This window comes from Streptomyces tendae, from assembly GCF_014650435.1.
Taxonomy (GTDB): Bacteria; Actinomycetota; Actinomycetes; order Streptomycetales; family Streptomycetaceae; genus Streptomyces; species Streptomyces tendae.
Genome location: NZ_BMUY01000004.1, coordinates 144,589 through 170,641 on the forward strand (window position 1 = coordinate 144,589; position 26,053 = coordinate 170,641).

24 protein-coding genes are annotated in these 26,053 nt (G+C 72.4%); 19 read left to right on the top strand and 5 right to left on the bottom strand.

The features are described from left to right. Positions 1 to 159: 159 nt before the first annotated feature. Entirely contained in the window at positions 160 to 942 is a 783-nt protein-coding gene (locus IE258_RS12745) for an IclR family transcriptional regulator (RefSeq protein ID WP_189742889.1), read from the bottom strand. 276 nt (positions 943 to 1,218) lie between these two features. Between IE258_RS12745 and IE258_RS12750 the strand changes: the two genes are divergently transcribed. The 12 genes from IE258_RS12750 (at position 1,219) to IE258_RS12805 (ending at position 14,985) form a co-directional block, all read left to right on the top strand. Next, a complete protein-coding gene (locus tag IE258_RS12750) occupies positions 1,219 to 2,097 on the top strand; it encodes a fumarylacetoacetate hydrolase family protein (RefSeq protein ID WP_189743585.1) in 879 nt (292 codons plus the stop codon). 176 nt (positions 2,098 to 2,273) lie between these two features. After that, entirely contained in the window at positions 2,274 to 3,527 is a 1,254-nt protein-coding gene (locus tag IE258_RS12755; protein ID WP_189742891.1) for a mandelate racemase/muconate lactonizing enzyme family protein, read from the top strand. Further along, on the top strand, positions 3,524 to 4,543 hold the full coding sequence (locus IE258_RS12760; RefSeq protein WP_189742893.1) for a hydroxyacid dehydrogenase: 1,020 nt from the start codon (positions 3,524 to 3,526) through the stop codon (positions 4,541 to 4,543). The genes IE258_RS12755 and IE258_RS12760 overlap by 4 nt, the downstream gene beginning before the upstream one ends. Positions 4,544 to 4,548: 5 nt before the next feature. Beyond that, positions 4,549 to 5,562, top strand: a complete 1,014-nt coding sequence (locus tag IE258_RS12765; RefSeq protein ID WP_189742895.1) for an aldo/keto reductase — start codon at positions 4,549 to 4,551, stop codon at positions 5,560 to 5,562. Continuing rightward, on the top strand, positions 5,559 to 6,443 hold the full coding sequence (locus tag IE258_RS12770) for an amidohydrolase family protein (RefSeq protein WP_189742897.1): 885 nt from the start codon (positions 5,559 to 5,561) through the stop codon (positions 6,441 to 6,443). Before IE258_RS12765 ends, IE258_RS12770 begins: the two co-directional genes overlap by 4 nt. Before the next feature lie 26 nt (positions 6,444 to 6,469). Continuing rightward, positions 6,470 to 7,915: a glycoside hydrolase family protein gene (locus IE258_RS12775; protein ID WP_229892087.1), complete on the top strand. Its 1,446-nt coding sequence runs from the start codon at positions 6,470 to 6,472 to the stop codon at positions 7,913 to 7,915. 50 nt (positions 7,916 to 7,965) lie between these two features. Beyond that, a complete protein-coding gene (locus tag IE258_RS12780) occupies positions 7,966 to 9,234 on the top strand; it encodes an ABC transporter substrate-binding protein (RefSeq protein WP_189742901.1) in 1,269 nt (422 codons plus the stop codon). Between the two features lie 3 nt (positions 9,235 to 9,237). Continuing rightward, the gene (locus IE258_RS12785; RefSeq protein ID WP_189742903.1) at positions 9,238 to 10,149 is read left to right on the top strand and encodes a carbohydrate ABC transporter permease; all 912 of its coding nucleotides are present in this window, start codon (positions 9,238 to 9,240) and stop codon (positions 10,147 to 10,149) included. After that, positions 10,146 to 10,988, top strand: coding sequence for a carbohydrate ABC transporter permease (locus tag IE258_RS12790; protein WP_159323564.1), 843 nt, complete (start codon positions 10,146 to 10,148; stop codon positions 10,986 to 10,988). The genes IE258_RS12785 and IE258_RS12790 overlap by 4 nt, the downstream gene beginning before the upstream one ends. A gap of 97 nt (positions 10,989 to 11,085) precedes the next feature. Next, positions 11,086 to 11,418 carry an L-rhamnose mutarotase gene (locus IE258_RS12795; protein ID WP_189742905.1) on the top strand — a complete coding sequence of 111 codons (333 nt, stop codon included), beginning with the start codon at positions 11,086 to 11,088 and terminating at the stop codon, positions 11,416 to 11,418. A gap of 28 nt (positions 11,419 to 11,446) precedes the next feature. Further along, entirely contained in the window at positions 11,447 to 12,238 is a 792-nt protein-coding gene (locus IE258_RS12800) for an SDR family NAD(P)-dependent oxidoreductase (protein WP_159323566.1), read from the top strand. Between the two features lie 80 nt (positions 12,239 to 12,318). Next, on the top strand, positions 12,319 to 14,985 hold the full coding sequence (locus IE258_RS12805) for a right-handed parallel beta-helix repeat-containing protein (protein WP_189742907.1): 2,667 nt from the start codon (positions 12,319 to 12,321) through the stop codon (positions 14,983 to 14,985). 75 nt (positions 14,986 to 15,060) lie between these two features. Here the strand turns inward: IE258_RS12805 and IE258_RS12810 are convergent, their stop codons facing one another. Further along, on the bottom strand, positions 15,061 to 15,810 hold the full coding sequence (locus IE258_RS12810; protein WP_189742908.1) for a FadR/GntR family transcriptional regulator: 750 nt from the start codon (positions 15,808 to 15,810) through the stop codon (positions 15,061 to 15,063). Positions 15,811 to 15,935: 125 nt separating this feature from the next. Here IE258_RS12810 and IE258_RS12815 point away from each other — a divergent pair, with 125 nt between their 5' ends. Continuing rightward, positions 15,936 to 17,078: a mandelate racemase/muconate lactonizing enzyme family protein gene (locus tag IE258_RS12815; RefSeq protein WP_189742910.1), complete on the top strand. Its 1,143-nt coding sequence runs from the start codon at positions 15,936 to 15,938 to the stop codon at positions 17,076 to 17,078. 57 nt (positions 17,079 to 17,135) lie between these two features. Further along, positions 17,136 to 17,801, top strand: a complete 666-nt coding sequence (locus IE258_RS12820) for a ThuA domain-containing protein (RefSeq protein WP_189742912.1) — start codon at positions 17,136 to 17,138, stop codon at positions 17,799 to 17,801. A gap of 80 nt (positions 17,802 to 17,881) precedes the next feature. Here IE258_RS12820 and IE258_RS12825 read toward each other — a convergent pair whose 3' ends face one another. Both IE258_RS12825 and IE258_RS12830 read right to left on the bottom strand, forming a co-directional pair. Beyond that, a complete protein-coding gene (locus IE258_RS12825) occupies positions 17,882 to 18,925 on the bottom strand; it encodes a LacI family DNA-binding transcriptional regulator (RefSeq protein ID WP_229892088.1) in 1,044 nt (347 codons plus the stop codon). 20 nt (positions 18,926 to 18,945) lie between these two features. Then, positions 18,946 to 20,118: a fumarylacetoacetate hydrolase family protein gene (locus tag IE258_RS12830; protein WP_189742917.1), complete on the bottom strand. Its 1,173-nt coding sequence runs from the start codon at positions 20,116 to 20,118 to the stop codon at positions 18,946 to 18,948. 232 nt (positions 20,119 to 20,350) lie between these two features. Between IE258_RS12830 and IE258_RS12835 the strand changes: the two genes are divergently transcribed. Genes IE258_RS12835 through IE258_RS12855 form a run of 5 tightly spaced genes read left to right on the top strand, consistent with a single transcriptional unit; the run spans position 20,351 to position 25,292 of the window. Beyond that, positions 20,351 to 21,562, top strand: coding sequence for a CaiB/BaiF CoA transferase family protein (locus tag IE258_RS12835; RefSeq protein ID WP_189742919.1), 1,212 nt, complete (start codon positions 20,351 to 20,353; stop codon positions 21,560 to 21,562). After that, complete coding sequence (locus IE258_RS12840) at positions 21,559 to 22,668, top strand: extracellular solute-binding protein (RefSeq protein WP_189742921.1); 1,110 nt, start codon at positions 21,559 to 21,561, stop codon at positions 22,666 to 22,668. Before IE258_RS12835 ends, IE258_RS12840 begins: the two co-directional genes overlap by 4 nt. Beyond that, positions 22,665 to 23,471: an enoyl-CoA hydratase/isomerase family protein gene (locus tag IE258_RS12845; RefSeq protein WP_189742923.1), complete on the top strand. Its 807-nt coding sequence runs from the start codon at positions 22,665 to 22,667 to the stop codon at positions 23,469 to 23,471. The genes IE258_RS12840 and IE258_RS12845 overlap by 4 nt, the downstream gene beginning before the upstream one ends. 10 nt (positions 23,472 to 23,481) lie before the next feature. After that, positions 23,482 to 24,228 carry an SDR family NAD(P)-dependent oxidoreductase gene (locus tag IE258_RS12850; protein ID WP_189742925.1) on the top strand — a complete coding sequence of 249 codons (747 nt, stop codon included), beginning with the start codon at positions 23,482 to 23,484 and terminating at the stop codon, positions 24,226 to 24,228. Further along, complete coding sequence (locus tag IE258_RS12855) at positions 24,225 to 25,292, top strand: aldose 1-epimerase family protein (protein WP_189742927.1); 1,068 nt, start codon at positions 24,225 to 24,227, stop codon at positions 25,290 to 25,292. Before IE258_RS12850 ends, IE258_RS12855 begins: the two co-directional genes overlap by 4 nt. Positions 25,293 to 25,333: 41 nt before the next feature. Here the strand turns inward: IE258_RS12855 and IE258_RS12860 are convergent, their stop codons facing one another. After that, entirely contained in the window at positions 25,334 to 25,960 is a 627-nt protein-coding gene (locus IE258_RS12860) for a YoaK family protein (protein ID WP_189743587.1), read from the bottom strand. Positions 25,961 to 26,053 lie beyond the last annotated feature (93 nt).

Sequence of the window (26,053 nt, forward strand, 5' to 3'; positions counted from 1 at the left end):
CAGGAAGCTTGGTGCCATGACCGATCCCGGCCTGCCGGCATTTCCCCAGCTCGGCGCGGAAGATCGGACGGCCCTGACAAACCTCGCCCGGCGGCTCACCTGCCCGACCGGTCCGGGGCCGCCACCGGTCCCGGACGGTGAAGCGAGCGGGCCGCCGCCTCAGTCCGCCCCACCCATCCGTCGTACGACACCCTTGATGAGCGCGGCGAGCGCCGCCACCCGCTCGGGTGTGGCCTGGGACTTGAGCAGCGAGGAGCTGACGGCGAAGGGCCGGCTGCCGGTCGGCAGTCCGGGCACGGCCGCCGCGACGCAGACGATGCCCTCGGCGGTCTCCTGGTCGTCGACGGCGTGACCGGCCGAGCGTGTGTCGCGCACGGCCGCGAGCAGGGCGTCGAGGGTCGTGATCGACCAGGGCGTGCGGGCCTCGAACGGCTCACGGTCCGCGAGCAGTTCACGCACCCCGGCCTCGTCCAGGCCGGCCAGCATGGCCTTGCCCAGCGCCGTGCAGGTGGCCGGGAGCCTCGCCCCCGCCCTGCTGGTGAGGCGCATCAGGACGGTGCCCTCGTGCACCGCCAGGTAGACGACGTCCGTGCCTTCCATGGTGGCCAGTTGGAGCGTCTCCTCGCGGTCGCCCAGGCGGCCCACCTGTTCCCGGAAGGCGCGTACCGGGTCGAGGGCGTCCAGGTAGGACTGGGCGAGCCCCAGCAGCCCGGGTCCGAGGGCGAAGCCGCCCTCCACGGCCCGGACGAGTCGCCGTTCGTGCAGGGCCGCGCAGATGTTGACGACGGAGGCGCGCGGTATGCCGCCCGCGGCGGCGGCCAGTTGGGCGGGCGACAGCGCGCGACCGCGGGCGTCCGCCAGCGCGTCGAGGATCGCGCCCGCCCGCAGCACGGCCGGCGCCGGTGCGGCACTGGCCCATACCGATCCGTCCCGAGTACTCATGGCGCCACACCTTAGTTGTCAGCCTGTTGACAGGTAAAGCGGTCCATTGACAACAAGCGGTGCCGTACACCGATACTGGGCCCACCAGCCCGGAGCGGCGGCGCCACGACGGCGCCGGTCACCGCGGACGCCCGCGCACGCCCCGGAATCGGCTCCCGTCCCGTCATGGCGACCACCACCTCCGCTCTCTCCGCACCCGGCCGACCGGCCGGGCCAAGCGTGTGCGGCGCGGCGGACACCTCGGCCCGCCGGGGCCTCGACCAAGGAAAGCGGCACATGAAACTCGTACGGCTCGGAGACCCCGGGCGGGAACGTCCCGCCGTCATCGACGACCGGGGCGTCACCCGGGACCTCTCCTCGCTCACCTCCGACATCGACGGCGCCTTCCTCGCCGCGGACGGCATCGCCCGCACCCGGCGGGCGCTGGCCGAGGACGCACTGCCGGTGCTGGCGGCCGAGGGGCTGCGCTTCGGGCCGCCCGTCGCCCGGCCCGGCGCGGTGGTCTGCGTCGGCCAGAACTACGCGGCGCACGCGGCGGAGTCCGGCAGCGAGCCGCCGTCGCGTCCGGTGATCTTCTTCAAGCCCCCCAACACGGTGGTCGGCCCGCACGACGACGTGGAGATCCCGCGCGGCTCCGCCAGGACGGACTGGGAGGTCGAACTCGCCGTCGTCATCGGCCGGACGGCGCGGTACCTGGACTCCCCCGAGCAGGCCCTGGACCACGTGGCCGGCTACGCGGTGTCCAACGACGTGTCCGAGCGCGACTTCCAGCTGGAGCACTCCGGCGGCCAGTGGTCCAAGGGCAAGTCCTGCGCCACGTTCAACCCGCTCGGCCCGTTCCTGGTTCCGGCCGACGAGGTGCCCGACGTCCAAGGTCTGCGGCTGCGCTCCTTCGTCAACGGCGAGCCGCGGCAGGACTCCCGCACCGCGGACATGATCTTCTCCGTCGCGCAGATCGTGTACGACCTGAGCCAGTACCTGGTGCTGGATCCGGGGGACGTCATCAACACCGGCACCCCGGAGGGTGTCGCCCTGTCCGGCCGCTTTCCCTACCTGAAGCCCGGTGACGCCATGGAGATCGAGATCGAAGGGCTGGGGCGTCAGCGCCAGGCACTCGTCGCCGCCGAGACCTCTTCTCAGTCATCACTTGTATGATACGTTACGACTCAATGAGGGCAGGGTTGCGGAACTGATTCCGTCACCCGCACGACGCCCGTTCCCCTGGCCCGACGGCACGCTCCCCCCACCTCCCGCGCCTCTCGGTTCTTCCTGGCGCGGGACGGGTGGCCCGGCGGGCGGGACGGCGAGGAGAGCTCGAAGAGGGGGAGCAGTTGAAGATCACCGGATTCCGGAGCCTGACGACCGTGCACCGCTGGGGGCGTCCCGTCGGGGACGCGAACGGCTTCGTCGCCCAGGGCGTCACCGAGGTCCCGGTCCTGCTGGTCGAGACCGACGGCGGCCTCACCGGAGTCGGCCTCGGCGCGCACGGCGAGGCCCGGCGGGTCTTCCCCGCCCTCGACGGGCATGATCCTCGCGCGGTCACCACGCTCTACGACCGGATGCTGGCCCACACCTTCAAGAGCGGCCACGCCGGCACCGCCTTCGGCACCATCGGCGCCTTCGACATGGCGCTGTGGGACCTCAAGGCGAAGATGGCCGGCGAACCGCTGTGGCGCACCCTCGGCGCGGCGGACCGCTTCGTGCCCGGCTACGCGTCCGGCCTCGACATCGCGCTGGACGAGGAGGAGTTGGTCCGGCTGTACTCCGACTGGGCCGCACGCGGCTTCACCGGCGCCAAGCTCAAGGGCGGCCTGGACACCGAACGGGACGTCGGCAGGTTGCGCGCGGTCGCCGAGGTGCTGCGCGCCAACACCCGCTCCCCCGCCCTGATGCTCGACGTCAACGAGTCCTGGGGCAGGCACCAGGCCGTACGGCTGCTCGCCCGGATCGAGGACCGTGTCGAACTCGCCTGGATCGAGGAACCGGTGCGCCGCTGGGACGCGAAGGGCCACCGGGCCGTGGGCCGGGCCTCCCGCACCGCAGTCGCCAGCGGCGAGAACCTGACGGGCCTGGAGCAGTTCCGTCCCCTGCTGGCCGCCGACGCCCTCCAGGTCGTGCAGACCGCCGGTGTCTGGGGCATCACCCACTTCCTGCGGGTGGCCACCCTCGCCCACGGCCACGACCTCCCGGTCAGCCCGGTCGGCTACCACGCCAACCCCTTGGCGCACGCGGCCGCCGCCACCCCCAACCACCTGGTCACCGAGGTGCAGGACACCGGCAGCCCGGCCGGACTCACCGTGGACCAGGCGATCGAGGACGGCGGCATCGTCCTCGGTGACGCACCGGGGCTCGGCATCACGGTCGACGAGAGCGCGCTCGCCGCCCCGGAGATGGACGCGGGCTGGGCCCGTCCCGACGGTCCGCACGTACGCCCCCGCGACGCCGGTCTGCGGCTCGTGCCCGAGTCCGGCCCGCCCGGTCGGGCCACCACCGGCTCCCCCGCGGGCACCGCCTCCGTCGCCGTGCCTGGCCCCGTCCACCGTCCCGAGCGCACCGAGCGCACCGAGAGGGAGAGCACGCCGTGACGCGACCACGTGCCGTCTTCGCCATGAACCCCCGGCTGGTCCGCGCCGTCTTCGACGAGGACGCCCTGGCGCGGCTGCGCCGCGCGGCCGACATCGACACCGAACTGGTCCTCGGCGAACTGGACTCCGCCCGCTCCCGCGACGCGCTGGCCGGTGCCGAGATCCTGGTCGCGGGCTGGGACGCGCCCGTCGTACGGGCCGAGCACCTGTCCCGCACCGAGCGGCTGCGGGCCGTGGTGTACGCCGGCGGGGTCGCCGCGACCTGCCTGGAGGACCCGGCCGCCTTCGCCGCCCGCGGCGTGGTCGCGGCCAACGCCCGCACCGCCAACTCGGGGCCGGTGGCGGAGTACACCCTCGCCATGATCCTGCTCGCCAACAAGCGCGTCCTCACCGAGGAGCGCCGCTACCGCGCCTCGCGGACCCGCCCCGACCACTTCGGCGCGTACGCCGGAGGTGGCAACTACCGGCAGACGGTGGGCATCGTCGGCGCCTCCACCGTGGGCCGCGCGCTGCTCGCCCTGTTGCGCCCCTTCGACCTGGACGTCCTCCTGTACGACCCCACGCTCACCGCTGAACAGGCTCGGGCCCTCGGCGCGCGCCTGGTGCCGCTCGACGAACTGATGGCGAGCAGCCGGGTGGTGTCCCTGCACCAGCCCCTGACTCCCGCGACCCGCGGCCAGATCGACGCCGGGCGGCTGGCCCTGATGCCGGACGGGGCGACCCTCGTCAACACCGCCCGCGGCGGGGTGGTCGACCAGGAGGCCCTGATCGCGGAGTTGCGCACCGGCCGTATCGACGCGGTCCTCGACGTGACCGACCCGGAGCCGCCCGAGCCCGGCAGCGAGCTGTGGACGCTGGACAACGTCGTACTGACGCCGCACCTGGCAGGTTCGCTCGGCGGGGAGCTGCACCGCCTCGGTGACGCCGTCGTCGACGAGGTGGAGCGGTTCGCGGCGGGCCGGCCCTTCGCCCACCCGGAGGACCTCGCGGCCTCCCCACGTACGAGGGTGCGGTGAGGCGGATGCGTACCCGTACCCTCACCCGCGGTCCGGAGCTTACCGAACTCGGCCTGGGCGCGGCCCAGTTGGGGAACCTGGCGCGGGAGACCAGCGACACGGACGCCCAGGGTGCCGTCGACGCGGCCTGGGACAGTGGCGTGCGCTACTTCGACACCGCCCCGCACTACGGGCTCGGACTGTCGGAGCGCCGTCTCGGTGCCGCGCTCGCCCGGCGTCCGCGGGCCGAGTACACCGTGTCCACCAAGGTGGGCCGGCTGCTGGTGCCCAGCCCCGGGACCGCGCACCGGCAGGACGACGGCGGCTTCGCGGTGCCCGCCACCCACCGGCGCGACTGGGACTTCTCCCGGGACGGCATCCTGCGCTCCCTGGAGGGCAGCCTGACCCGGCTCGGGCTCGACCACGTGGACGTCGTCTACCTGCACGACCCCGACGACCACTGGCACGAGGCGTCCACCACTGGCGTCGACACCCTCGTCGAACTGCGTGACCAGGGGGTGGTGAAGGCGGTGGGCGCGGGCATGAACCAGGCCGCGATGCTCGCCGAGTTCGTCCGCCGCTCGGACGTCGACGTGGTGATGGTGGCCGGGCGCCACACACTGCTCGACCAGTCCGCGCGGGACGAACTGCTGCCGCTCGCCCAGGAGCGCGGGGTCGGCGTCGTCGCCGCCGCCGTCTACAACTCCGGTCTGCTCGCCGCCGACCGCCCGCCGTCCGACGCGACCTACGACTACCTGCCCGCCTCCGGCGAGCTGATCGCGCGGGCCGGCGTGCTCGCCGACGTCTGCGAGCGCCACGGCGTCACGCTGCCCGAGGCCGCGGTCGCCTACCCGCTGCGGCACCCGGCGGTCGTGTCGGTGGTGCTGGGCGCCCGTGACGCGCGGCAGTCCCGGACCAACGCGGAGCGGCTCGCGGCCCGCGTGCCCGACGCGCTCTGGGCGGAGCTCGCGGACCTCGGCCTGGTCCCGGCGGCCCCCGGCACACCGTCCACGCCGTCCGACCCCGGGGAGCGGTCATGACCGTCGTCGACGCCCACCTGCACGTGTGGGACCCCGAGGTGGCCGCGTACGACTGGCTGGGCCCCGCGATGTCACCCGTCGACCGCGCCATGCGGTTCCACGACGCCCGTCCGGGCCTGCGCACCGCCGGGGTCGACGCGGCCGTCCTCGTCCAGGCGGCCGACAACGACGCGGACACCGACCTGATGCTGGCGACCGCCGCCGCGCACCCGGAGGTCGTCGGTGTCGTCGCCTGGGCCCCGCTGGACGACCCGGCACGGGCCAGGGCCCGTCTCACCGCGCTCCGCGGCGACCCGCACGTGGTGGGCGTACGCACCCTGCTCCACGAGCGGTCCGACCCGGACTGGATCCTCGGCCCCGACGCCGACGCGGGCCTCGCGCTGCTCGCCGAGGCCGGTCTCCCCTTCGACTACTCGACCTCCTCGCCCGCCGCGCTGCGCCACCTGCCCGAACTGGCCGGCCGCCATCCGGGCCTGCGCCTGGTCGTCGACCACCTCGGCAAGCCGCCGGTCGGCGGCGGCCGCGAGGACCGGACCGAGTGGCGCCGCCTGATCGCCGCCGCCGCGCTCCACCCCGGCGTGCACGCCAAGGTCTCCGGGCTCTACTCGGCCTCGGGCCCCCTCGACGCGTGGACCACCGCCGAGGTCCGGCCGTTCGTCGAGGACGCGCTGGAGCTGTTCGGACCCGAGCGGCTGATGTACGGCGGAGACTGGCCGATCTCCCTGCTGGCCGGGGGTTACGCGCGCACCTGGGAGTCCGTGTGCGAACTCCTCGCCCCGCTGGCCCCCGACGAGCGCGCCGCCGTGCTCGGCGGCACCGCCGCCCGCTTCTACCGCCTCGACCCCGCCCTGCTGGACACCGCGCACCGCGCGGCCGTGTGATCCGCTCCGGAAGGAACGCCAACGCCATGGAACACCACACCACGACGCCGGACACGGCCGCGCTGGCCGGCTGGCTGCACAGCTGGGTGACGGACGAAGGGGCGATCAACGGCTTCCACAACCACAGCGTGTGGGGCACCAACCCGGCCACCTTCCTGGACTTCACCAGCGGACACACCACGTTCGCCGGTCCGGCCGTCGGCGCCTGGGCCCAGGCCCTGGCGGCACGGCCGGACGAGCGTGGCCTCGCCCTGCTGCGCCGGCTGCTGCGATACCAGTGCTCCGAGGTGCAGCCCGACGGACAGTACGCGCACCTCGGCTTCCAGGTCGGCGAGTCGGCGACCAGCGGCCTCATCCACAACGCCGTCGGCAGCCTCGGCATGCTGCTGGCCGTGCGCCACGCCGGTCACCTGCTGCCGGCCGACGAGGTGGCCGCCGTACTGGCCGCGGTGCGACGCAACCTGGACGCCTGCGAGGTCTACGGCGGCGGACGCCCCGGCGAGGACGGCACCTGCAACCAGGAGTACGCCCGGGTCTGGGTCAAGCAGCTCTACACGGAGCTGAGCGACGACAAGACGTACGCCGACGAGATCCCCGAGGACCTGTCGGAGCTGGTCCGGCTCTTCCACCACCGGGGAGTGCCCGACACGGACAGCGCCGGAACGTTCCGCACCGTGCGCGACCGCACCGAGGGCGGCATCCTGGAGCCCGCCGAGTACTACGGGCTCATGATCGTGCCGCTGGTGCTCGGGTACCGCGCCCAGGGCGATCCGGAACTGCTCGACGAGGCACGGCGGTTGTGCCGGCACGTGGCCAGGTCGGCCTGGACGGACGAGACCGGCGCCACCCGCTACCACCGCTACTGGTACGTACGGGGCGAGCGCGCGCTGAAGACGGACACGCCGATGCTGATCGCGGGCATGGGCCTGACCCTGTACGGCATCCACGAGGTGCTGGCGGAGGGGCCGGACCCCGAGTTGACGGCGTTCACCGATGCCTGCCTCGCCACCTACGCCCGCTACCAGACACCGGCCGGCTACTTCGCCTCCGCGAGCGGCTGGCACAACGAGGCCGACATCGCGCCCAGCACCGCCTGGCACGCGCACGACCTGCTGTTCCTGATGGCCCGCCACAGCCCGGACGAGGACTTCTGGGACCGGGTGACCGGGCCGCGCGAACGGCAGTCGGTGCTGGTCAGCGATCGCGCGCACTGGGCCGAGTCCGGGGTCCACTGGTCCGTGCGCAGTCCGCTGACCGCGGGCGACCTGCATCTGTACGGCCGCAAGGACCGAGCGGTCTTCGCCCGGGAGTTCTTCGCCTGGACGGACCGCGAGCCGCTCCCGGAGGAGCTGCGCTACCCGGACGTCCCCGAGTTCTTCGTCGCCGACGACGGCATCTACCGCGTCGACCGCGGCGAGGCCCCCACCGACATCACGGCCCTGGGCCCCCTGCCCTACCGGGGGCGGCTGTGACCACCGAACGACACCGCCGGCTTTCCCCACCGAGGAAAAGAGAGATGACAATGACGTCAGCCAGAAGAGGGAGCAAGGCGCGCGGTGCCGCGCTTGCCGCCGTGGTTCCGCTGTTTCTCGTCGCGGCCTGCTCGTCGGGCTCCGGCTCGGCGGGGGGCGAGGACGGCGAGATCCGGATGATGGTGAATCTGACCGACAACCTCAACCAGGCGTACTGGGAGAAGCTGGTCAAGCCGTTCGAGGACGAGACCGGTCTGAAGGTGAAGATAGAGGGCCCGACCGGCAAGTCGGTCGCCGAGTCCTTCCCGCAGCAGCTGGCCGCCGGCACCGCGCCCGACGTCATCCAGTCGATCTTCCCGGACGACGACACGGCGCCCGAACTGATCGACCTGAGCGGCGAGGCCTGGGCCAAGAGCACGCCGATGTTCGACGAGTACGCCATGGGCGAGGCCCACTACGCGGTCGGCGTCGGCACCCAGACGCAGTCGCTGGTCTACTACAACAAGACCGCCTTCGAGAAGGCCGGGATCAGCGAGCCGCCCACCACCTGGGACGAGCTGACCAAGGACCTCGGCGACCTGAAGAAGGCCGGGTACACGCCGATGCAGACGGCCGGCGACTTCCAGACCGGCCTCCAGCTCCAGCAGATCTACCACCCCACGCTGAACCAGCTGCACCCCGAGTGGCAGACCGCGGTCTCCGACGAGAAGCTCTCGGTCGGCGACGCCTACGAGCCCGCCTTCCATCTGTACGCCGACTGGATCAAGGCGGGGTACATCAACAAGAGCGACGTCGGGCTCAGCCCCTCCCAGGCGGACGGCAACTTCACCGCGGGCAAGGTGGGCCTCTACACCAACGGCAGCTGGTTCGCCGCGACCCTGAACAAGGCCGGCGACCTGCCCTTCGAGGTGGGCGTGTTCTCCCCGCCGGCCGCGGACGGAAAGGAGTACCCGGGGCCGCAGGGCGCCACCATGGCCAACCCCTACATGATCCGCAAGGGCATCGGCGACGAGGACGGCGCCAAGCAGCTGGTGGAGTACCTGGTCACCGACGCCAAGGCCGTCGAGGCGCAGCTGGGTTCGGACGGGGTGTTCCGCAAGGGCTCCCAGCGCGAGCAGTCCGAGGTCGACGCGCAGATCCAGGGCGTCCTCGACGCCGCTCCCGCACTGGTCGCCGTCGGCGAGGGCCAGGGCAACGTGCGGCTGCCCGTCACCGGATTCAACCCGAAGTTCACCGAGGTCGCGCAGAGCCTGTACACCGGCGCGGGCCCGGCGGACGCCGCCAAGAGCATCGACCAGTGGGTCGACGAGAACCGCTGACCCATGGAACGGACAGCTGCTTCGAAGCCGCGGGGATGGCGCGACCTGGGCGCCCGCGTCAGCATGGTCGTCCCCGCGGTGCTCATCTACGCCGCCCTGCTGGTCGTACCGGTGATCTACGCGTTCTACTACAGCTTCACCGAGTACAACGGATTCCCGCACCGCGTCCCCGAGTTCGTCGGCCTGGACAACTACCGGTCCATATTCGAGTCCGACGACATGACCGGGACCATGGTGGTCACCGCGGTGGTGGCCGTGGTGGGCGCGGTCGCGGTCAACCTGGCCGCGCTGGGCCTCGCGCTGCTGCTGCAGCGCACCAACCGGTTCAACACCTTCGGCCGGGTCGTCATGTTCTATCCGCACGTGCTCAGCGCGCTGGTCGTGGGCTTCCTGTGGCAGGCCATCCTCGGCCCGCAGGGCGTGGTCAACACCATGCTGGAGAAGGTCGGCACCGACAGCCTGCCCTTCCTCAGCGACCCCGACTGGGCCCTGTGGTCGATGATCCTCGTCATCGTCTGGTCGCTCTTCGGCGTCCAGCTGATCCTCTACCTGGCGGGCCTGCAGGCGGTGCCGGCGGATCTGCTGGAGGCGGCCAGGATCGACGGTGCGAACAGGTGGCAGACATTCCGTGCCGTCACCTGGCCCTCGCTCGCGTCCACCGTGACGGTCGCCGTCATCACCTCCGGCATCTCCCTGCTGAAGACGTACGACGTGGTGGTGTCCCTGACCGGCGGCGGCCCGGCGGGATCCACCAAGACCCTCGCCTACTCGATCCTCGCCGTCTCCTTCCCGCAACGGGACATCGGTGTCGCCTCGGCCCAGGCCGTGCTGCTGATCGTCGCCGCCGCGGTCCTGGCCATCACGGTCCTCGTGCTGCGCAGGCGCGCCGAGGACGACGCGGAGTCCATCGGATGAAGAAAACACTCACCTCGGCCGCCACCGTCCGGGTCGCGTTCATCTCCCTGGTGTCCCTCGGCATGCTCGTGCCGATGTACCTCCTGGTGGTCAACGCCTTCAAGAGCCAGCAGGAGATCCTCGCCAACCCGTTCTCCCCGGGCTTCGGCTCGGCGACCTTCCAGTACCTCGCGGACGCCTGGAACAACCCCGACTTCAGCATCCTGAAGGGCTACGGCGTCACCATCGCACTGGTGCTCTGCGTGAACGCCCTCGCCATGGCGGTGTGCGCGCCCGCGGCGTACGTCCTGGCCCGCACGCCGAAGCTGCTCTCGCGGCTGCTGCTGTTCTTCTTCATCGCGGGCATGTTCATCCCCACCCAGGTGATCCTGGTGCCGGTCATCTTCGTGCTGCGCACGATCGGGCTGATGGGGACGATGCCGGGGCTCATCCTGTTCATGACGGCCACCACCATCCCGTTCACGCTGTTCGTGTTCTTCGGCTACATCCGGGTGCTGCCCAGGTCGCTGGACGAGGCGGCGGCCATCGACGGGGCCGGAAGGTACTACACGCTGTGGCGGATCATCCTGCCGCTGATGCGGCCGATCATCGCCACGGTCTTCATCCTCAACTCGCTCAGCGTCTGGAACGACTTCGCGAGCCCGCAGATGATCCTCGGTCCCGGCAGCGGCGTCTACACCGTCACCACGGGTGTGTACGCGGCCGTCGGCCAGTACTCCACGGACTACACCAAGGTGTTCCCGACCCTGCTGCTCGCCGTGATCCCGATCCTGGTGATCTTCATCGTGATGCAGCGGCACATCATGAGCGGCCTGGCGGCGGGGGCCGTCAAGGGCTGACCGCCGGCGGGGGCGGCCAGGGGCTGACCGGCCCCGGCCGCCCCGCGCGGGCCCGCCGTACCGAGAAGTGACCCGTTCCGCGAAGGAGTGACCAGCCATGCCCGCACCCCGCAGGGTCGCGTCCGTGATCCGGCTGCGCCCCGAACACGCCGAGACGTACCGGATGTTGCACCGCGCCGTGCCGCAGCCGGTGCTGGACACGCTCTCGCGCGCCCATGTCACCAACTACTCCATCTTCCTGCGCGAGGACACGCTCTTCGCCTACTACGAGTACACCGGCGAGGACTACGACGCCGACATGGCCGCCATCGCCGACGACCCGCAGACCCGGCGCTGGTGGACCCTCACCGACCCCTGCCAGCAGCCCCTGGACTCGGCGCGGCCCGGGGAGCGGTGGGTGACCGGCGAGGAACTCTTCCACCTGGACTGACCACCACCCCATGCGAAGGAACACCGTCATGCCGCACACCCCCTCTCCCCGGTCCCCCGAACTCGACGGTCTCGCGGCCGTCGTCACGGGCGGCGCCTCGGGGATCGGGCTCGCCACCGCCCTGCTCCTGGCCCACCGCGGCGCCCGGGTCGCCGTCCTCGACCTCGCACCGGACGCCCTGCCCGCCACCGGCTCCGAGGCCCTGTTCCCGATCCGGTGCGACGTCACCGACGACGCCTCGGTCCGGGCCGGTGTCGCTCGGGCGGTGGACCGGCTGGGCGGCCTGGACATCCTGGTGAACAACGCGGGCATCGGCGCGCAGGGGACCGTCGCGGACAACGACGACGCCGAGTGGCGGCACGTCCTGGACGTCAACGTCCTCGGCATCGTGCGGACCACCCGGGCCGCCCTGCCCCACCTGCGTGCCTCCCGGCACGCGGCGGTGGTCAACACCTGCTCGGTGGCGGCGACCGCGGGGCTGCCCCAGCGGGCGCTGTACAGCGCGAGCAAGGGCGCCGTGCAGTCCTTGACCCTCGCCATGGCCGCCGACCACATCCGTGAGGGCATCCGGGTCAACTGCGTCAATCCCGGGACGGCGGACACCCCGTGGATAGACCGGCTGCTGTCGAGCGCGGACGACCCGGCCGCCGAGCGCACCGCGCTCAACGCCCGCCAGCCGACCGGCCGTCTGGTGAGCGCCGAGGAGGTCGCCGCGGCGGTCGTCTACCTGGCGTCGCCGGCGGCGGCGTCCGTCACGGGCACGGCCCTCGCCGTGGACGGCGGCATGCAGGGTCTGCGGCTGCGGCCCGAGGGCGGCTGACCGAGCCGGCGCGCGACACCCTGCTCCGCGCGTCGCACCACCCACGTCAGTCACATGAGAACCGACGAAAGGGCACCCCCATGCTGAGAACCCGGCGACGACCGGCCCGCACCCTGTGGGCCGCGCTCGCCCTGGCACTGACGGCGGGCGCCGTCGGACCGGCGACCGGGGCCGCTGCCGCGGCAGGCGCCTCGGCCGCTGCAGGGAAGCTGACGGTCTACGTCTCCGCCGCCGACGGGGACGACGCCAACAGCGGCGGCCGCAAGGACCCGTTCCGGACCATCGCCGCCGCCCGTGACGCGCTGGCCGGCCGCACCTCGGCCGAGGCCCGCGGCACGGTGCTGATCCGGGGCGGCACCTACGTCCTCGACGACACCGTCGAGCTGAAGGGCGCCGCGAACTCCTGGGTCACCTACGCCCCGTACCGGAACGAGAAGGTGACGATCACCGGATCGCACGAGCTGCCCGCCGAGGGGTGGAAGAAGCTCACCGACCTCTCCGAGGAGACCCTCGCCCAGCCGCAGTACTCCTCCCACTCCCGGCTGAACACGCCCGAGTTGCGTGAGGGGGTGTGGGTCTACGACCTCGGCGCCCAGGGCATCGACCCGGGGACCCTGTACAAGAACGGTTTCAACTGGGTGCAGGACCCCTTCGCTCCCGAACTGGTGGTCGGCGGCGACACCCAGGTCCTGGCCGAGTACCCGAACGGGAACTCCTGCGCCACGACGGAAACCGACTGTCACCTGTGGGGTACGGGCGACAAGTGGGACGCCGAGGGTCCCCGGGACCTCATGAACGTGGACCTCGACGCCCGCTTCGGACTCCAGGACGACTGGAACTCCTCCGGCACGACCCCGCGGGCCCAGTTCGAGGACAAGAAGCAGCAGCTCGACGACCCGGAGCAACGCGACACCTGGTCGCCTCAGGAGATGCGGCGCATGACGCCGCAGATCTTCACGGTGGGCGGTCGAGCGGCGGCCGGGGACCGCTACAAGAGCTGGGCGCCCGAGGCGGTGCCGACGGTGGACGACCTCGGTACCCGTGGCTTCGGCGAGTACGCCGACGTCCCGGTGCAGCTCGACCCGCGGTGGATCGAGGACATCGACAACACGAAGGCCGAGACCGAGGGCTGGCTGTCGGGGTACTTCGGCAACAACTACGCCAACGACATGGTGCGGATCCTGTCCTGGAGCGAGGACCGGCTCTACACCAAGTACCCGTCGATGTACATCCCGCAGGACGCGTGGACCAAGGTCAAGGTCCTCAACGTCCTCTCGGAGTTGGACACGGCCGGTGAGTACTACATCGACCGCTACGACGACAACGACGTCCTCTACTACCGGCCCGAGGGCGGGACGATCGAGGGCAAGGACACCACGCTCCAGACCTTCGACAAGAACTTCTTCCTGCTCGACGGGACCCAGGGCGTGACCCTGCGCGGCCTGACCATGACCGGGTCGCTCGTCAGCGGCGTGCAACTCCTGGACGCCGTCGGCACGCTCGTCGACGCGGTCGACATCTCCAACGTGAGCATGGACGCCGTCCGTATCGGCCGGACCACCGACACCATCACGACCATGCCCGACTACGAGACGCTGCAGGGCGGCCACGACAACATCGTGCAGAACTCCTACCTCCACGACCTGGGCGGCGGCGGGGTCCTGCTCGGCGGCGGCGACCGGGCCACGCTGGAACGGGGCGACAACGTCGCCCGGCACAACGAGATCGCGCGCTTCTCGAAGCTCGCGACCTACACCCCCGCCGGCTACCTGTACGGGGTCGGCAACTCCTTCGAGTACAACTACGTCCACGACGCACCGCACATGGCCGTGCAGATCATGGGCAACGACATGCGCGTCAACCACAACCACTTCCACGACGTGGTGAAGAACGCCGGGGACATGGGCGCGGTCTACGCGGGCCGGGACTTCACGTACCTCGGCAACGAGGTCGCGTACAACCACTTCGAGAAGATCGGCGGGTCCAACGACGCGCTGTACATGGACGACGGCGCGTCCGGTGTGCGCTTCCACCACAACGTGGTGAACGGCTCGAACTCCGGCGTCAACCTCAACTCCGGACACGGCAACACCGCGAACGACAACGTGTTCATCGGGGTGAAGCACGTCGGTCACGGCGGCATCTACCACAAGAAGGGCGAGACCCGGCTGCCGCTGGACAACAGCTGGGTGCTGCAGAGCAGGTTCAACTCCTTCCTCGACGTCCGCGAGGGCGAGAAGTACAGCGCGACGCCCGAGACGGTGGCGGCCTGGCACGGGCACTACACGAATGGGCGGGCGACGTACTCCGACGGGAAGCCGATCGTGTACCCGCAGGTCGAGCGGTGGTACGTGCCACGGGTGACCGCGACGGGCGAGGAGTGCACGGCGGCGAACTACGCGACGGCGGGTACGAACGGCTGCAGCCGGGCGACGGTCTGGGACGACGCGGACTCGCTCTACGTGCCGTCCGGTGTGGAGATCGACCACGCGGTGGTCGTCGGCGGCGGCTCGGGGTTCGTGGAGACGACCGCGGCCTTCACGGAGCCCGCGGCGGAGTACAAGCTGTCGCGCTGGAGCGACAAGGTCAACACCCGGGCGGTGGCGGCTGCTTCGGTGGCGGAGACGGGTCTGGACCTCGACACGCTGAAGTTCTCCGCTTCCGGTGCGGTGGCCCGGGCGTACGGGGCCGCGTGGGTCGCGGAGTGGAACCGGAACGTCATCGCGGAGGGGATCGGACGGCCGTGACCGGCTGAGCCCGCATCGCTGCGCGGCCGAGGCGCCCGTCCGGGAACGGGTGCCTCGGCCGCTTCGTCGCGTCTCCTACGCGTCCTGCGTGTCGGCCGGCCGGCGGCGGGCCCACGACGACGTGATGTGCTCGCGCATCGCCTCCGCGGCAGCCTCGCCGTCCCCGGCGAGCACGGCGGCGGCGACCCGGGCGTGGGCCTCGTGCGTGAGCTCGATGTCCTCGCGGGTCGGGTCCCCGCTGTACTGCGGGGAGCGCACGGCCTTGCCCTGGATGCTGGAGACGATGGCTCTCCCGAACGCGTCCCGGGAGGCGCGGTGGATGATCTCGTGGAACTCTATGTCCGCGCGTGAGTAGGCCGCGGGGTCGTCGATGAGACCCGCGAGTTCGTCGAGCTTGGCGGAGAGCGCCGCCGACTGCTCCTCCTCGATGAGCCCGGCGGCGCGGGCGGCCATCGCGCACTCCAGGGTGGTCCTGATCTCGATCAGGTTGTCCAGGTAGACCAGGCGGTCCTCGCGCTGGAACAGCGCGTCGAGGACCAGCGGGTCGAGCAGGCTCCACTGGTCCTGGCCCAGGACGACGGTCCCCCAGCCCTGACGGGTCGCCACCAGTCCCTTCTCGGCGAGCGTCGTCGTCGCCTCCCGGATCACGGTCCGGCTCACCTCGTACTCCTCGCAGAGCTCGCCCGCCGACGGCAGCGCGGTGCCGGGCGGGTACTCACCGAGCACGATGGCCGTGGCGAGGCTCTGGACGACGGCCGCAGCGAGCGGCGGCCGACGCCGTTGAGGTCGGGACACGGCGGTGGTGTCCGCGGATGGCTTGATCATCTGGTCAGAGACTCCCAATGTTCGTGCAGGTTCGCCCGGCCCCCGCTGTCCAATGACCCCAGGTTAGCCGAACATGCTAAGGTCATCACTCGTATCACAAGTTATGACTCATCCGTGGGAGAGCGATGCGCATCACCGGATACCGGTCCCTTGCCACGGTCCACGAGTGGGGGCGGCCGGTGGGCGACGTGAACGGCGTCGTCACCGCCGGTGTCACCGAGGTGCCGGTCCTGCTGCTGGAGACCGACGAGGGCCTGACCGGCGTGGGTCTCGGCGGAAACGCCGACGCCGCACGGGTCTTCCCCGCCCTGGAGGGCCAGGACCCCCGCGCGGTCACCTCGCTGTACGACAGGATGCTCGCGCACGTCTTCAAGTCCGGGCACGGCGGGCAGGTGTTCGCCACGATCGGCGCCCTCGACATGGCGCTGTGGGACCTCAAGGCGAAGATCGCCCAGGAGCCGCTGTGGCGGACGCTGGGCGCCGCCGACCGCTTAGTGCCGGGCTACGCCTCCGGTCTGGACTACGCACTCACCGACGACGAACTCGTCGCGTTCCACGAGCGGTGGGCGCGGCGCGGGTTCACCGGCGCCAAGGTCAAGGGCGGCCTGGACGTGGACCGGGACGTGCGGCGCCTGGCCGCGGTCCGCGACGTGTTCCGGGTCAACAGCGACCGCCCGGCGCTCATGTACGACGTCAACGAGTCCTGGGGACGGCACCAGGCGGTGCGTCTGGCCCGGCAGGTGGAGGAGCGCGTCGAGCTGACCTGGATCGAGGAACCGGTCCGGCGCTGGGACGTGGCGGGACACCGCGCGGTCGCGACCGGGGTCCGTGCCGCCGTCGCGACCGGGGAGAACCTGACGGGCCTCGAACACTTCCGGCCGCTGCTGGCCGCGGACGCCGTGGGGGTGGTGCAGACCGGCGCCGTGTGGGGCATCACCCACTTCCTGCGCGTCTCCACCCTCGCCTTCGGGCACGGACTGCCGGTGAGCCCCGTCGGGTACGACGCCAACCCGGTCGCGCACGCGGCGGCCGCCGTGCCCAACCACCTGGTGACCGAGGTGCAGGACCTGTCCTTCCCGGTCGGACTGCGGGTGGACCAGGAGATCGCCGACGGCGGGATCGTCCTCGGCGACACCCCGGGCCTGGGCATCGAGGTGGACGAGGAGCGGATCGTCGCGCGGGCCGCGTCGGGAGGGTGGTCCCTGCCGTCGGGACCGCACGTCCGGCCGGCCGACGCCGGCCTCGGACTCGCGCCGCAGACACGGTGAGACCGCCCCATCGGGGCACGTCGAGGGCGCGTCGAGGGCGCGTGGAGGGAGCAGTACATGAGCATGCGAAAGGCCCTGGTGGTCCGCGGCGGGTGGGAGGGTCACGACCCGGTCGGCTGCACCGAGTCGGTCATGCCCGCCCTGGAGGACGCGGGGTTCGGGATCGAGGTCGCCGAGGACCTGTCGGTGTACGAGGACGCCGGCCTGCTCGCCGCGACCGACCTCGTCGTGCACTCCTGGTCGGCGGGCGGCCTGACGGCGGCTCAGGAGAAGGGCCTGGTCGACGCGGTGGAGGCGGGCACCGGCTTCGCGGGCTGGCACGGGGGCGTGGTCGCCACGAACGTCGCCAACCCGCGCTACCTGCGGATGGTCGGGGGCCGCTTCCTGTGGCACCCGGAGGGGTTCCAGGAGTTCACCGTGCGCATCGCCGCCACGCCGGACCGGGACGGCGGGATCGTCGAGGGCATCACGGACTACGACGTGGAGACCGAGCACTACTGGGTGCTCACGGACTCCCTCAACACCGTCCTGGCCACGTCCGTGCTGGCCCCGGGTCCGGCCGACCCGTGGCACGAACCCGTCGAGTTCCCGGTGGTGTGGACGCGCCGCTGGGGAGCGGGGCGGGTCTTCGTCTGCACCCTCGGCCACCGCGTCGCGGACCTCCGGGTGCCGCAGACGGCGGCGATCGTCGGCCGCGGGCTGGTGTGGGCGGCCCGGGCGTGACCCGGTGGGGGCGCCCGGAGCCTCGGGTGCTCCCTCCTCCGGCGATCCGGTGCGCCACGCGTGTCGGCTGCTCTCGCGAGTCAGGTGCTCTCGCGTGCGACGACCCGGTACCCCACGTCGCGGTGCGGGACGTCGACCGCGGCGCCGCGCATCCGCGTGAGCAGCAGCTCGGCGCTCAGCTCCCCGATCCGCGCGCTGGGTACGGCCACCGTGGTCAGCGCCGGGACCAGGTGCCGGGCCAGTTCGAAGTCGCCGAAGCCGGCCAGGGCGAGCGTGCCGGGCACGTCGATGCCGCGCCGTACGCATGCCTGGAGGGCGCCGGCGGCGAAGACGTCGCTGGAGAACATCACGGCGTCGGAGTCCGGGTACCGCTCGAGTGCCAGGTCCAGCAGGGCGACACCGGTGTCCATGGTGACCGGCTCCGGACCGGCGTCCACGGTGCGCGGTTCGCTGCCCAGCAGGTCGCGGACGGCGCCGTGGTAGCCGTCGAGGCGTTCCGCGGCCCGGGGGTCGCCGGAGGTGTGCCGCCCCGCGAAGGTGATGCGGCGCCGGCCGCGCCGGACGAGGTGGTCCACCATCGCCGCCGCGGCGGCCGCGTTGGAGAAGCCGACCAGCAGGTCCACCGGGTCCTCGGACCAGCCCCAGGTCTCGACGACCGGCACCCCGGCCGCCCCGAGCAGCGTCAGGGTGCCCGGGGTGTGGCGGGTCCCCACCACGAGCAGTCCGTCCGGCCGCCGGCCCAGGAAGCTGCGCAGCACCTCCTCCTCGTGCTCGGGCCGGTAGTCGGTGGTCCCGACGAAGATCTGGTAGCCGTGGGCCGCCAGCGCCGTGGAGAAGGCGTGCACGGTGTCGGCGAAGACCGAGGCGTTGATCTGCGGCACCAGGGCGGCGACCGTACGGCTGCGGTTGGAGGCCAGGTTGCTGGCGGCCAGGTTGGGCACGTAGCCGGTGGCCGTGAGGGCCGCCTGGACCCGGGCCCGTGTCTCGTCGGACACCGACAGGGGGTCGCGGACGACCCGGGAGACCGTCTGAGCCGACACCCCGGCGGCCGCCGCGACGTCCGACAGGGTCACCGAACGGGTAGCGGATCGTTTGCGGGGACGGCGGGGCGGCGGCTGGCTCACGCCGGAAACGATATCGGGCGTCACAGCGCTCCCCGTGCCACCAGGGCCCGCATCAGGTCCGCGATGCCGAACGTCCACGGCACGCAGGCTTCGCTCGGCCGGATCCGGTTGACGAGCGTGCCGAGCTTCGGCGTGGCGATGGCGACGAGGTCGCCGTCGTGATGCGTGAACCCCTGTCCGGGCGCGTCCCGGTCCTCGACGGGCGCGAACATCGTGCCGAGGTAGAGCACGGCGCCGTCCGGGTACTGGTGGTGCGGGCCCACCAACTGCGCCACCAGGTCCAGCGGATCGCGGCTGATGGCGGCCATCGAGGACTCGGCGTCGAGCCGGTACCCGTCGGCGCCCTCGACGGTCAGGGTGACCGTGGCCCGCCGTACGTCGTCGATGCGGAAGCCCGGTTCGAACAGCCGCAGGAAGGGTCCGAGGGCGGCCGAGGCGTTGTTGTCCTTGGCCTGGGGCAGCAGCAGCGCGGAACGCCCCTCCACGTCGCGGAGGTTGACGTCGTTGCCGAGGGTCGCGCCGACCACGGCCCCGGTGGAGGAGACGGCCAGCACCACCTCCGGCTCCGGGTTGTTCCAGCGGGAGGCGGCGTGCACCCCGGCGTCGGCGCCGCTGCCCACGGCGGCCAGCACGGGCGCCTTGGTGAAGATCTCGGCGTCGGGACCGATGCCGACCTCCAGGTACTGGCTCCACGCTCCCTGCGCGACCAGGATCTCCTTGAGCGCTGCGGCCTCGTCGGAGCCGGGACGCAGGGAGGCGACGTCGTCGCCGACGAGCCGGCGGATCCCCTCCCGGGCCTCGGCGGCACCGGCGGCGTCGCCGCGGACACGTTCCTCGATGACCCGCTCCAGCATCGACACCACGAAGGTGACCCCGGCCGCCTTGACGGCCTGCAGGTCGACCGGCGCGAGCAGCCAGGGCCGTCGCGGGTTCCGGCCGTCGAGGGGCGTGTTGGCCAGCACCTCGTCGAGTCCTGCGATCCGTTCGCCGCGGGCGGCGCGCAGGCGTTCGGCCGGGTCCGGTGTCTCGCACAGGTCGCGGACGGTGGGGAAGGTGGTGGTGATGTCGTGCAGCCCGTCCTCGCGGACGGCGACGACGGACGGTCCGAGGCCGGGGCGCCAGACCCGGCCGACGAGCGCGCCCCCGGTGCCGTCGGCGGGCAGGGTGGTCGTGGCGTCGGGCCACTGGTTCATGGGATTCCTTTCGTGTTGCCCGGCCCGTTCCCGAAGGGTGCGAGCGGTCGGGACAAGGGCGTTGACACTGCGAGCGGCGCCCGCCTAGCGTGCATGTTAGCGCTATCGCTAGCGCTAACAATAGGGTTCGGAACCCTCCCGATCCGTCCGACGCCCGTCGCCGCGCCGATGCCGCCCATCGTCCGCGCCGGTGCCGCCCGCCGTTCTCCGTCCGCCGCCTGCAAGGAGCCCCATGACCTCACGCGACAAACCCGGCGTCCTCGCCGGGTACCGGGTCCTCGACTGTTCCATCGCCATGGCCGGTCCGTTCGCCGCCCAGCGCCTCGGCGACCTCGGCGCCGACGTCGTCAAGGTCGAACCGGTCACCGGGGAGTGGCAGCGTCACGCCGCGGCCGGCGGGGCGGCCGGCAACCGGATCAACGTCTCCTTCCTCTCCCTGAACCGCAACAAGCGGTCCCTCGCCGTCGACCTCAAGGACCCGGCGGGCAAGGAGGTCCTGCGCCGCCTCGTCGCGGGCGCCGACGTCTTCCTGCAGAACTACCGGCCCGGCGTCGCCGACCGCCTGGGCGTCGACTACGCCTCCCTGGCCGCGATCAACCCCTCCCTCGTCTACGTCTCCATCTCCGGGTACGGCGAGGACGGCCCCTACGCCCAGCGCCCGGGCCAGGACCTGCTGCTGCAGGCGATGTCGGGGGCCATGCTGTCCAGCGGCCGCTCGGGCGAGGCACCGCGGGCCGCGGGCCAGTACCTCGTGGACGCCGTCACCGCCTCCACCGCCTTCGAGGGGGTGCTCGCCGCGCTGCTGCACCGCGAACGCACCGGCGAGGGCCAGTTGGTGACGGTGAACATGCTGGACGCGGTCACCACCCTCCAGATGCAGGAGCTGTCGGTCCACACCGTCGGCGGGCTGCCCCAGACCCGCTCCGCCGAACCGCACGCCCACGTCTACATCCGCTCGCCCTACGGGGCCTTCCAGACCTCCGACGGCTATCTCGTCCTCGCCTTCCCGCCGTTGAAGAAGCTCGGCGAGATCCTCGGCGAGGACAGCTTCCTCTCCATGGAGGACGAGGAGCACGGCTGGACCCACCGGGACGAGATCTTCGCCCGCACCGCCGCCCGGCTGCTGACCCGGCCGTCGCGGCACTGGCTCGACGCCTTCGCCGCCGCCGGCATATGGGCCGGCCCCGTCTACGGCTACGCCGACCTGGTCCAGGACCCCCAGATCCGCCACAACGGCACCTTCGTCACCTACGACCACCCCACCGAGGGCAGCGTGACCGTGCCCGGATTCCCCTACAGGTTCTCCGCCACCCCGCCCCGCATCGACCGCGGCGCCCCGCTCGTCGGGGAGCACACCCGCGAGGTGCTGACCGAGGCGGGCCTCGCGGAACGGGAGATCGAGGAACTGTTCGCCACCGGCGCCGTGGCGGAGACGACCTCATGACGCACACCGCACCGCCCTACCGCGGACTGACGTGGGACCACCCGCGCGGCCACAACGCGCTCGCCGCGTCCGCGGGCGGCCTCGTGCACTGGGACGTCCAGCCCCTGGAGGGCTTCGAGTCCCACCCGATCGACGCGTTGTGCTCCCGCTACGACCTGGTCGTCCTCGACCACCCGCACCTCGGCGAAGCACTCGCCACCGGGTGCCTGCGGCCCTTCGACGACCTGTTCACCGCCGATGAACTGGCCCGCTGGGGCGCCGGCTCCATCGGCCCCACCATGCGTTCGTACGCCATGGGCGGCCGTCAGTGGGCGCTCCCGTTGGACGCCGCCACCCAGGTCGCCGCCACCCGGACCGACCTCGTCGGCGAGGCGCCCGGCACGTGGGACGAGGTCCACCGTCTCGCCCGCCGGGCGCCCGTGGCCCTGTCCCTGGCCGGGCCGCACGCCTTCCTCACCTTCGCCTCCGTGGCGGTCGCCATGGGAGAGGAACCGGCCGCCGACCCCGACGAGCTGATCGGCGACGCCACGGGACTCGCGGTGCTCGACCTGATGGCCGCCCTCGACGCCCTCGCCCCGCCCGGGACGCGTGCGCTCAACCCGATCGGACTGCTGGAGCTGATGGCCGGCACGGACCTGCTGGCGCACTGCCCGCTGGTGTTCGGGTACGTCACCTACGCCGACCGCGTGACGTTCAGCGACGCCCCCGCCGTGGCGGCGGGCGGCCGTCCGGGCTCCACGCTCGGCGGCACCGGGATCGCACTCAGCTCCCGCTGCGTCCCCTCCCCCGAACTCCTCGCCCACGTGCGCTGGCTGATGTCCCCCGAGGCGCAGGGCGACTTCCTGCCCCGGCACAACGGACAGCCCAGTGCCCGCACCGCCTGGACCAGCTCCGAAACCGTCGCCGCCGACTTCTACCGGGGCACCGCCGCCACCTGCGAGCGGGCCTGGGTCCGTCCCAGGCACGCGGGCTACATCGGCTTCCAGACCGCCGCATCGGCCGCCGTACGCGCCGCGCTCGCCGGCGAGACCGACCACCGCCAAGCACTCGACCGGATGCGCGCCCTGTACCGGGCGAGCCGGACACCGAAGGAACACCGGACATGAGCGACACCGGCACCCTCCCGCCGCCCGAACTCGGCACCGACCACGTCCTGCTGGACGTCACGGACCGCGTCGCCACCCTCACCCTGAACCGGCCCGCCAAACTCAACGCAGTCACCCCCGACATGTCCCGCGCCCTCGTGCGGGCGATCGAGTGGTGCGACACCACGGACGACGTACGGGCCGTCGTCGTCACCGGGGCGGGCGAGCGCTCCTTCAGCGTCGGCTCGGACATCGGCACCCTCGACCGGTACGCCACCCCGTGGGACTTCCGCAACCGCGTCGACTACTGCGACGCCATCCGCGCCGCCCGCACGCCGACCGTCGCCGCGGTCGGCGGCTACGCCCTGGGCGGCGGACTGGAGACCGCCCTGTCCTGCGACATCCGCCTCGGCGCGGACACGGCGTCCTTCGGGGCACCGGAGATCACGCTCGGCTGGATCGGGGGCGGTGGCATGGCCGCCTTCCTGAGCCGCGCCGCCGGGCCGAGCAACGCCGCCTTGATGCTGCTCACCGGCGAACGCATCGACGCCGCGCGGGCGTTGGACTGGCACCTGGTGAGTGAGGTCGTGCCCCGCGCCGGGCTGCTCGACCGGGCCCGTGCCCTGGCCGCCGTGATCGCCTCCCGCGCTCCGGTGGCCGCCGAGACCGCGAAGATCAACCTGCGGGCCGCCGGCAACCTGCCCGAGGACCAGGCGCTCGCCTACGAGCGCGACCTGCAGACCGTCTGCTTCGCCACCGAGGACGCCGCCGAGGGCCGGCGCGCGTTCGCCGAGAAGCGCACTCCCGTCTTCCGCAAGCGTTGAGAGGAACGTCATGAAGCAACCCCGAGCCGCACTCGTGACGGGTGCCGGTGGCGCCCTCGGACGGGCCACCGCCGTCCGGCTGGCCGCCGACGGACTCGACGTCGCCGTACTCGACCGCGACGCCGAGTCCCTGGGGAACACCGCCGCGCTGGTCGAGAGGGCGGGCGCACGCGCGCTCTCCCTCACCACCGACCTGCGCGACGCGCGGGCGGTCGAGGCGTCCGTGGAGCGAACCGTGTCCGAACTGGGTCCGCTGCACGTGCTGGTCAACAACGCGGCCGTGTACCCGAGCCGGGTCTTCCTCGACGTACCGCTCGCCGAGTACGAGGAGGTGGTGGCGGTCAACCAGCGTGCGTACTGGGTCGCCGCGCAGGCCGCCGCCCGGCACATGACGGAGACGGGCGGCGGGGCGATCGTCAACGTCGCCTCGATCACGATGCACGGCGGCTGGGACTCCCTGGCCGCCTACGTCTCCACCAAAGGAGCCGCCGTCGCCCTGACCCGTGCGCTGGCCCGGGAGCTGGGTCCTGCCGAGATACGCGTCAACTGCGTCTCCCCCGGCGCCTTTCCGACCGCGGCCGAGGACATCCACGAGGACCCCGCGGCCTACCGGCGGCACGTACTCGACCACCAGGCCCTGAAGCGGCGCGGGCGGCCGGAGGAACTGGCCTCGGTGGTGTCCTTCCTCACCGGCCCGGACGCGTCGTTCGTCACGGGTCAGTGCCTCGAGGTCAACGGAGGGTGGGTGATGGCGTGAAGCTGTACGGACGTTCCCACGACCGGCGGTCCCTCGCCCGGCACGCGGGCGACCTGAGCGCGGCGGGCGGGGTGCGCTCCGTCGTCCTGGACGACGGCTCCGAACGCGGCATCCGCACGCTGGAGTTCCGGACCGGCGCCGGTCTCTCGTTCGACGTGCTGGTGGACCGGGCGATGGACCTGGGCGGGGCCGAGTTCGAGGGGCGGGGCTTCGGCTGGCGCTCGGCGACGGGCTTCAGGCACCCCGGTCTGCACGAGTACCGCGACGACGACGGTCTGTCCATGATGCGCAGCTTCTCGGGGCTGCTGCTCACCGCGGGCCTGGACCACACGCTCTTCGGCGCCGAGGTGGACGCCTCGCAGTACCGCTACCCGCCACGGCGCACCGCCGTGCACGCCCTCCACGGGCGGGTCGCCAACCTCCCGGCCCGGCTGACCGGGTACGGCGAGCGCTGGCAGGACGACGGCCGCTGCGTGCTCTGGGCGGAGGGCGAGGTGCGCCAGGCCGCGATCTTCGGGGAGCACCTGCGGCTCACCCGCCGCATCGAGGCCGACCTGGGCGGCAGCGAGATCCGGCTGACCGACCGGGTGCGCAACGCCGGCTTCGACCCGACACCGCACATGTACCTGTACCACGTCAACGTCGGCTGGCCCTTCCTCGACGAGGGCGCACGCTACGAGCTGCCGCCGCACCGCACCCTGTGGCGCAGCGACAGCGTCGCCGAACAGGGCGTCTCGCACACCGAGATGCCCGCCCCGCTGCCGGGCTTCGTCGAGCAGGTGTACGAGCACGAACTGGAGGCCGACGCGGCGGGTCTGGCCCGGCCCCGCCTGGTCAACGAACGCCTCGGCGTCTACTTCGAGCTGGAGTTCGACACGGCCCGGTTCCCGTCCTTCTTCCAGTGGCTGCACCTGCGCGAGGGCGCCTACGCGGTCGGCTTCGAACCGTCCACGCACCATGTGCAGGGCGAGGCCGCGGCCCGGGAGGACGGCTCCATGACCTTCCTGGAACCCGGCGAGGAGCGGGAGTACACGACGACGTTCCGGGTGGGTCACCTGGACTGACCACGGGACCCGCGGCTCGGGCGACACGGGGGTGCGGCGCGTCAGGAGGCGCGCCGCACCCCCGTACGCGCGTGCACCGTCAGCCACGCCGCCGTCACCAGCAGCGCGGGGAGCAGCGGAGCGGCTTGGGGCAGCAGCCGCTCCAGCAGCGTGGCGGCGGCCGCGCCCAGGATCAGGAGGGTCATCGTGACCAGGACGCGCCACTGGATGCGCCGGTCCGTCACCGCGTCGGTGACCGCCCCGGTCAGCAGGCCCGTCAGGTACGCGGTCGGCAGCTGTGCGCCCATCGCGACGCGGACACCGGCGTTCTGGCAGCCCATCGCGGCCGCCACCGTGCCCAGTATCGCCGTGCGCTCCCCGCCCGACGGGTCGCCGTCCACGGCGAGCCACCACCCCACGACGGCCCACAGCAGGAGGAGTTCGAGCAGGAGGAAGTCGGCCCGGTGCGGGCGTCCGCCCCGGTGCGCTTGACCGGCCGCCCGGCCGGCTGCCGCCGCGCCGAGCACGTAGCAGAGCACCGCGACGGCGGCCAGGCCGCCGAGGGTCGGGTCCGCGCCGCCCAGCCCCACCCCGATCAACGCCGAGTTGGCGGTGACCACGCTGGTGAAGACGCCGCCGAGGGAGAGGAAACCCCAGGCGTTGACGGCCCCCGCGGAGAAGGTCAGCAGCCGCGCGGCCCACGTGTCCGCGCGCTGCCGTGACCCCGGCGGGAGATCCCGAGACCGATCGCCTTCCGTGGTCCTCTCCTCGCCTCGTCCGGG

What these genes read in the sequence shown, in the direction of transcription:
- IE258_RS12745 (WP_189742889.1), bottom strand. Translation starts at nt 942, where the DNA reads ATGAGTACTCGGGACGGATCGGTATGGGCCAGTGCCGCACCGGCGCCG.
- IE258_RS12750 (WP_189743585.1), top strand. Translation starts at nt 1,219, where the DNA reads ATGAAACTCGTACGGCTCGGAGACCCCGGGCGGGAACGTCCCGCCGTC.
- IE258_RS12765 (WP_189742895.1), top strand. Translation starts at nt 4,549, where the DNA reads ATGCGTACCCGTACCCTCACCCGCGGTCCGGAGCTTACCGAACTCGGC.
- IE258_RS12770 (WP_189742897.1), top strand. Translation starts at nt 5,559, where the DNA reads ATGACCGTCGTCGACGCCCACCTGCACGTGTGGGACCCCGAGGTGGCC.
- IE258_RS12775 (WP_229892087.1), top strand. Translation starts at nt 6,470, where the DNA reads ATGGAACACCACACCACGACGCCGGACACGGCCGCGCTGGCCGGCTGG.
- IE258_RS12780 (WP_189742901.1), top strand. Translation starts at nt 7,966, where the DNA reads ATGACGTCAGCCAGAAGAGGGAGCAAGGCGCGCGGTGCCGCGCTTGCC.
- IE258_RS12785 (WP_189742903.1), top strand. Translation starts at nt 9,238, where the DNA reads ATGGAACGGACAGCTGCTTCGAAGCCGCGGGGATGGCGCGACCTGGGC.
- IE258_RS12790 (WP_159323564.1), top strand. Translation starts at nt 10,146, where the DNA reads ATGAAGAAAACACTCACCTCGGCCGCCACCGTCCGGGTCGCGTTCATC.
- IE258_RS12795 (WP_189742905.1), top strand. Translation starts at nt 11,086, where the DNA reads ATGCCCGCACCCCGCAGGGTCGCGTCCGTGATCCGGCTGCGCCCCGAA.
- IE258_RS12800 (WP_159323566.1), top strand. Translation starts at nt 11,447, where the DNA reads ATGCCGCACACCCCCTCTCCCCGGTCCCCCGAACTCGACGGTCTCGCG.
- IE258_RS12805 (WP_189742907.1), top strand. Translation starts at nt 12,319, where the DNA reads ATGCTGAGAACCCGGCGACGACCGGCCCGCACCCTGTGGGCCGCGCTC.
- IE258_RS12810 (WP_189742908.1), bottom strand. Translation starts at nt 15,810, where the DNA reads ATGATCAAGCCATCCGCGGACACCACCGCCGTGTCCCGACCTCAACGG.
- IE258_RS12815 (WP_189742910.1), top strand. Translation starts at nt 15,936, where the DNA reads ATGCGCATCACCGGATACCGGTCCCTTGCCACGGTCCACGAGTGGGGG.
- IE258_RS12820 (WP_189742912.1), top strand. Translation starts at nt 17,136, where the DNA reads ATGAGCATGCGAAAGGCCCTGGTGGTCCGCGGCGGGTGGGAGGGTCAC.
- IE258_RS12830 (WP_189742917.1), bottom strand. Translation starts at nt 20,118, where the DNA reads ATGAACCAGTGGCCCGACGCCACGACCACCCTGCCCGCCGACGGCACC.
- IE258_RS12835 (WP_189742919.1), top strand. Translation starts at nt 20,351, where the DNA reads ATGACCTCACGCGACAAACCCGGCGTCCTCGCCGGGTACCGGGTCCTC.
- IE258_RS12840 (WP_189742921.1), top strand. Translation starts at nt 21,559, where the DNA reads ATGACGCACACCGCACCGCCCTACCGCGGACTGACGTGGGACCACCCG.
- IE258_RS12845 (WP_189742923.1), top strand. Translation starts at nt 22,665, where the DNA reads ATGAGCGACACCGGCACCCTCCCGCCGCCCGAACTCGGCACCGACCAC.
- IE258_RS12850 (WP_189742925.1), top strand. Translation starts at nt 23,482, where the DNA reads ATGAAGCAACCCCGAGCCGCACTCGTGACGGGTGCCGGTGGCGCCCTC.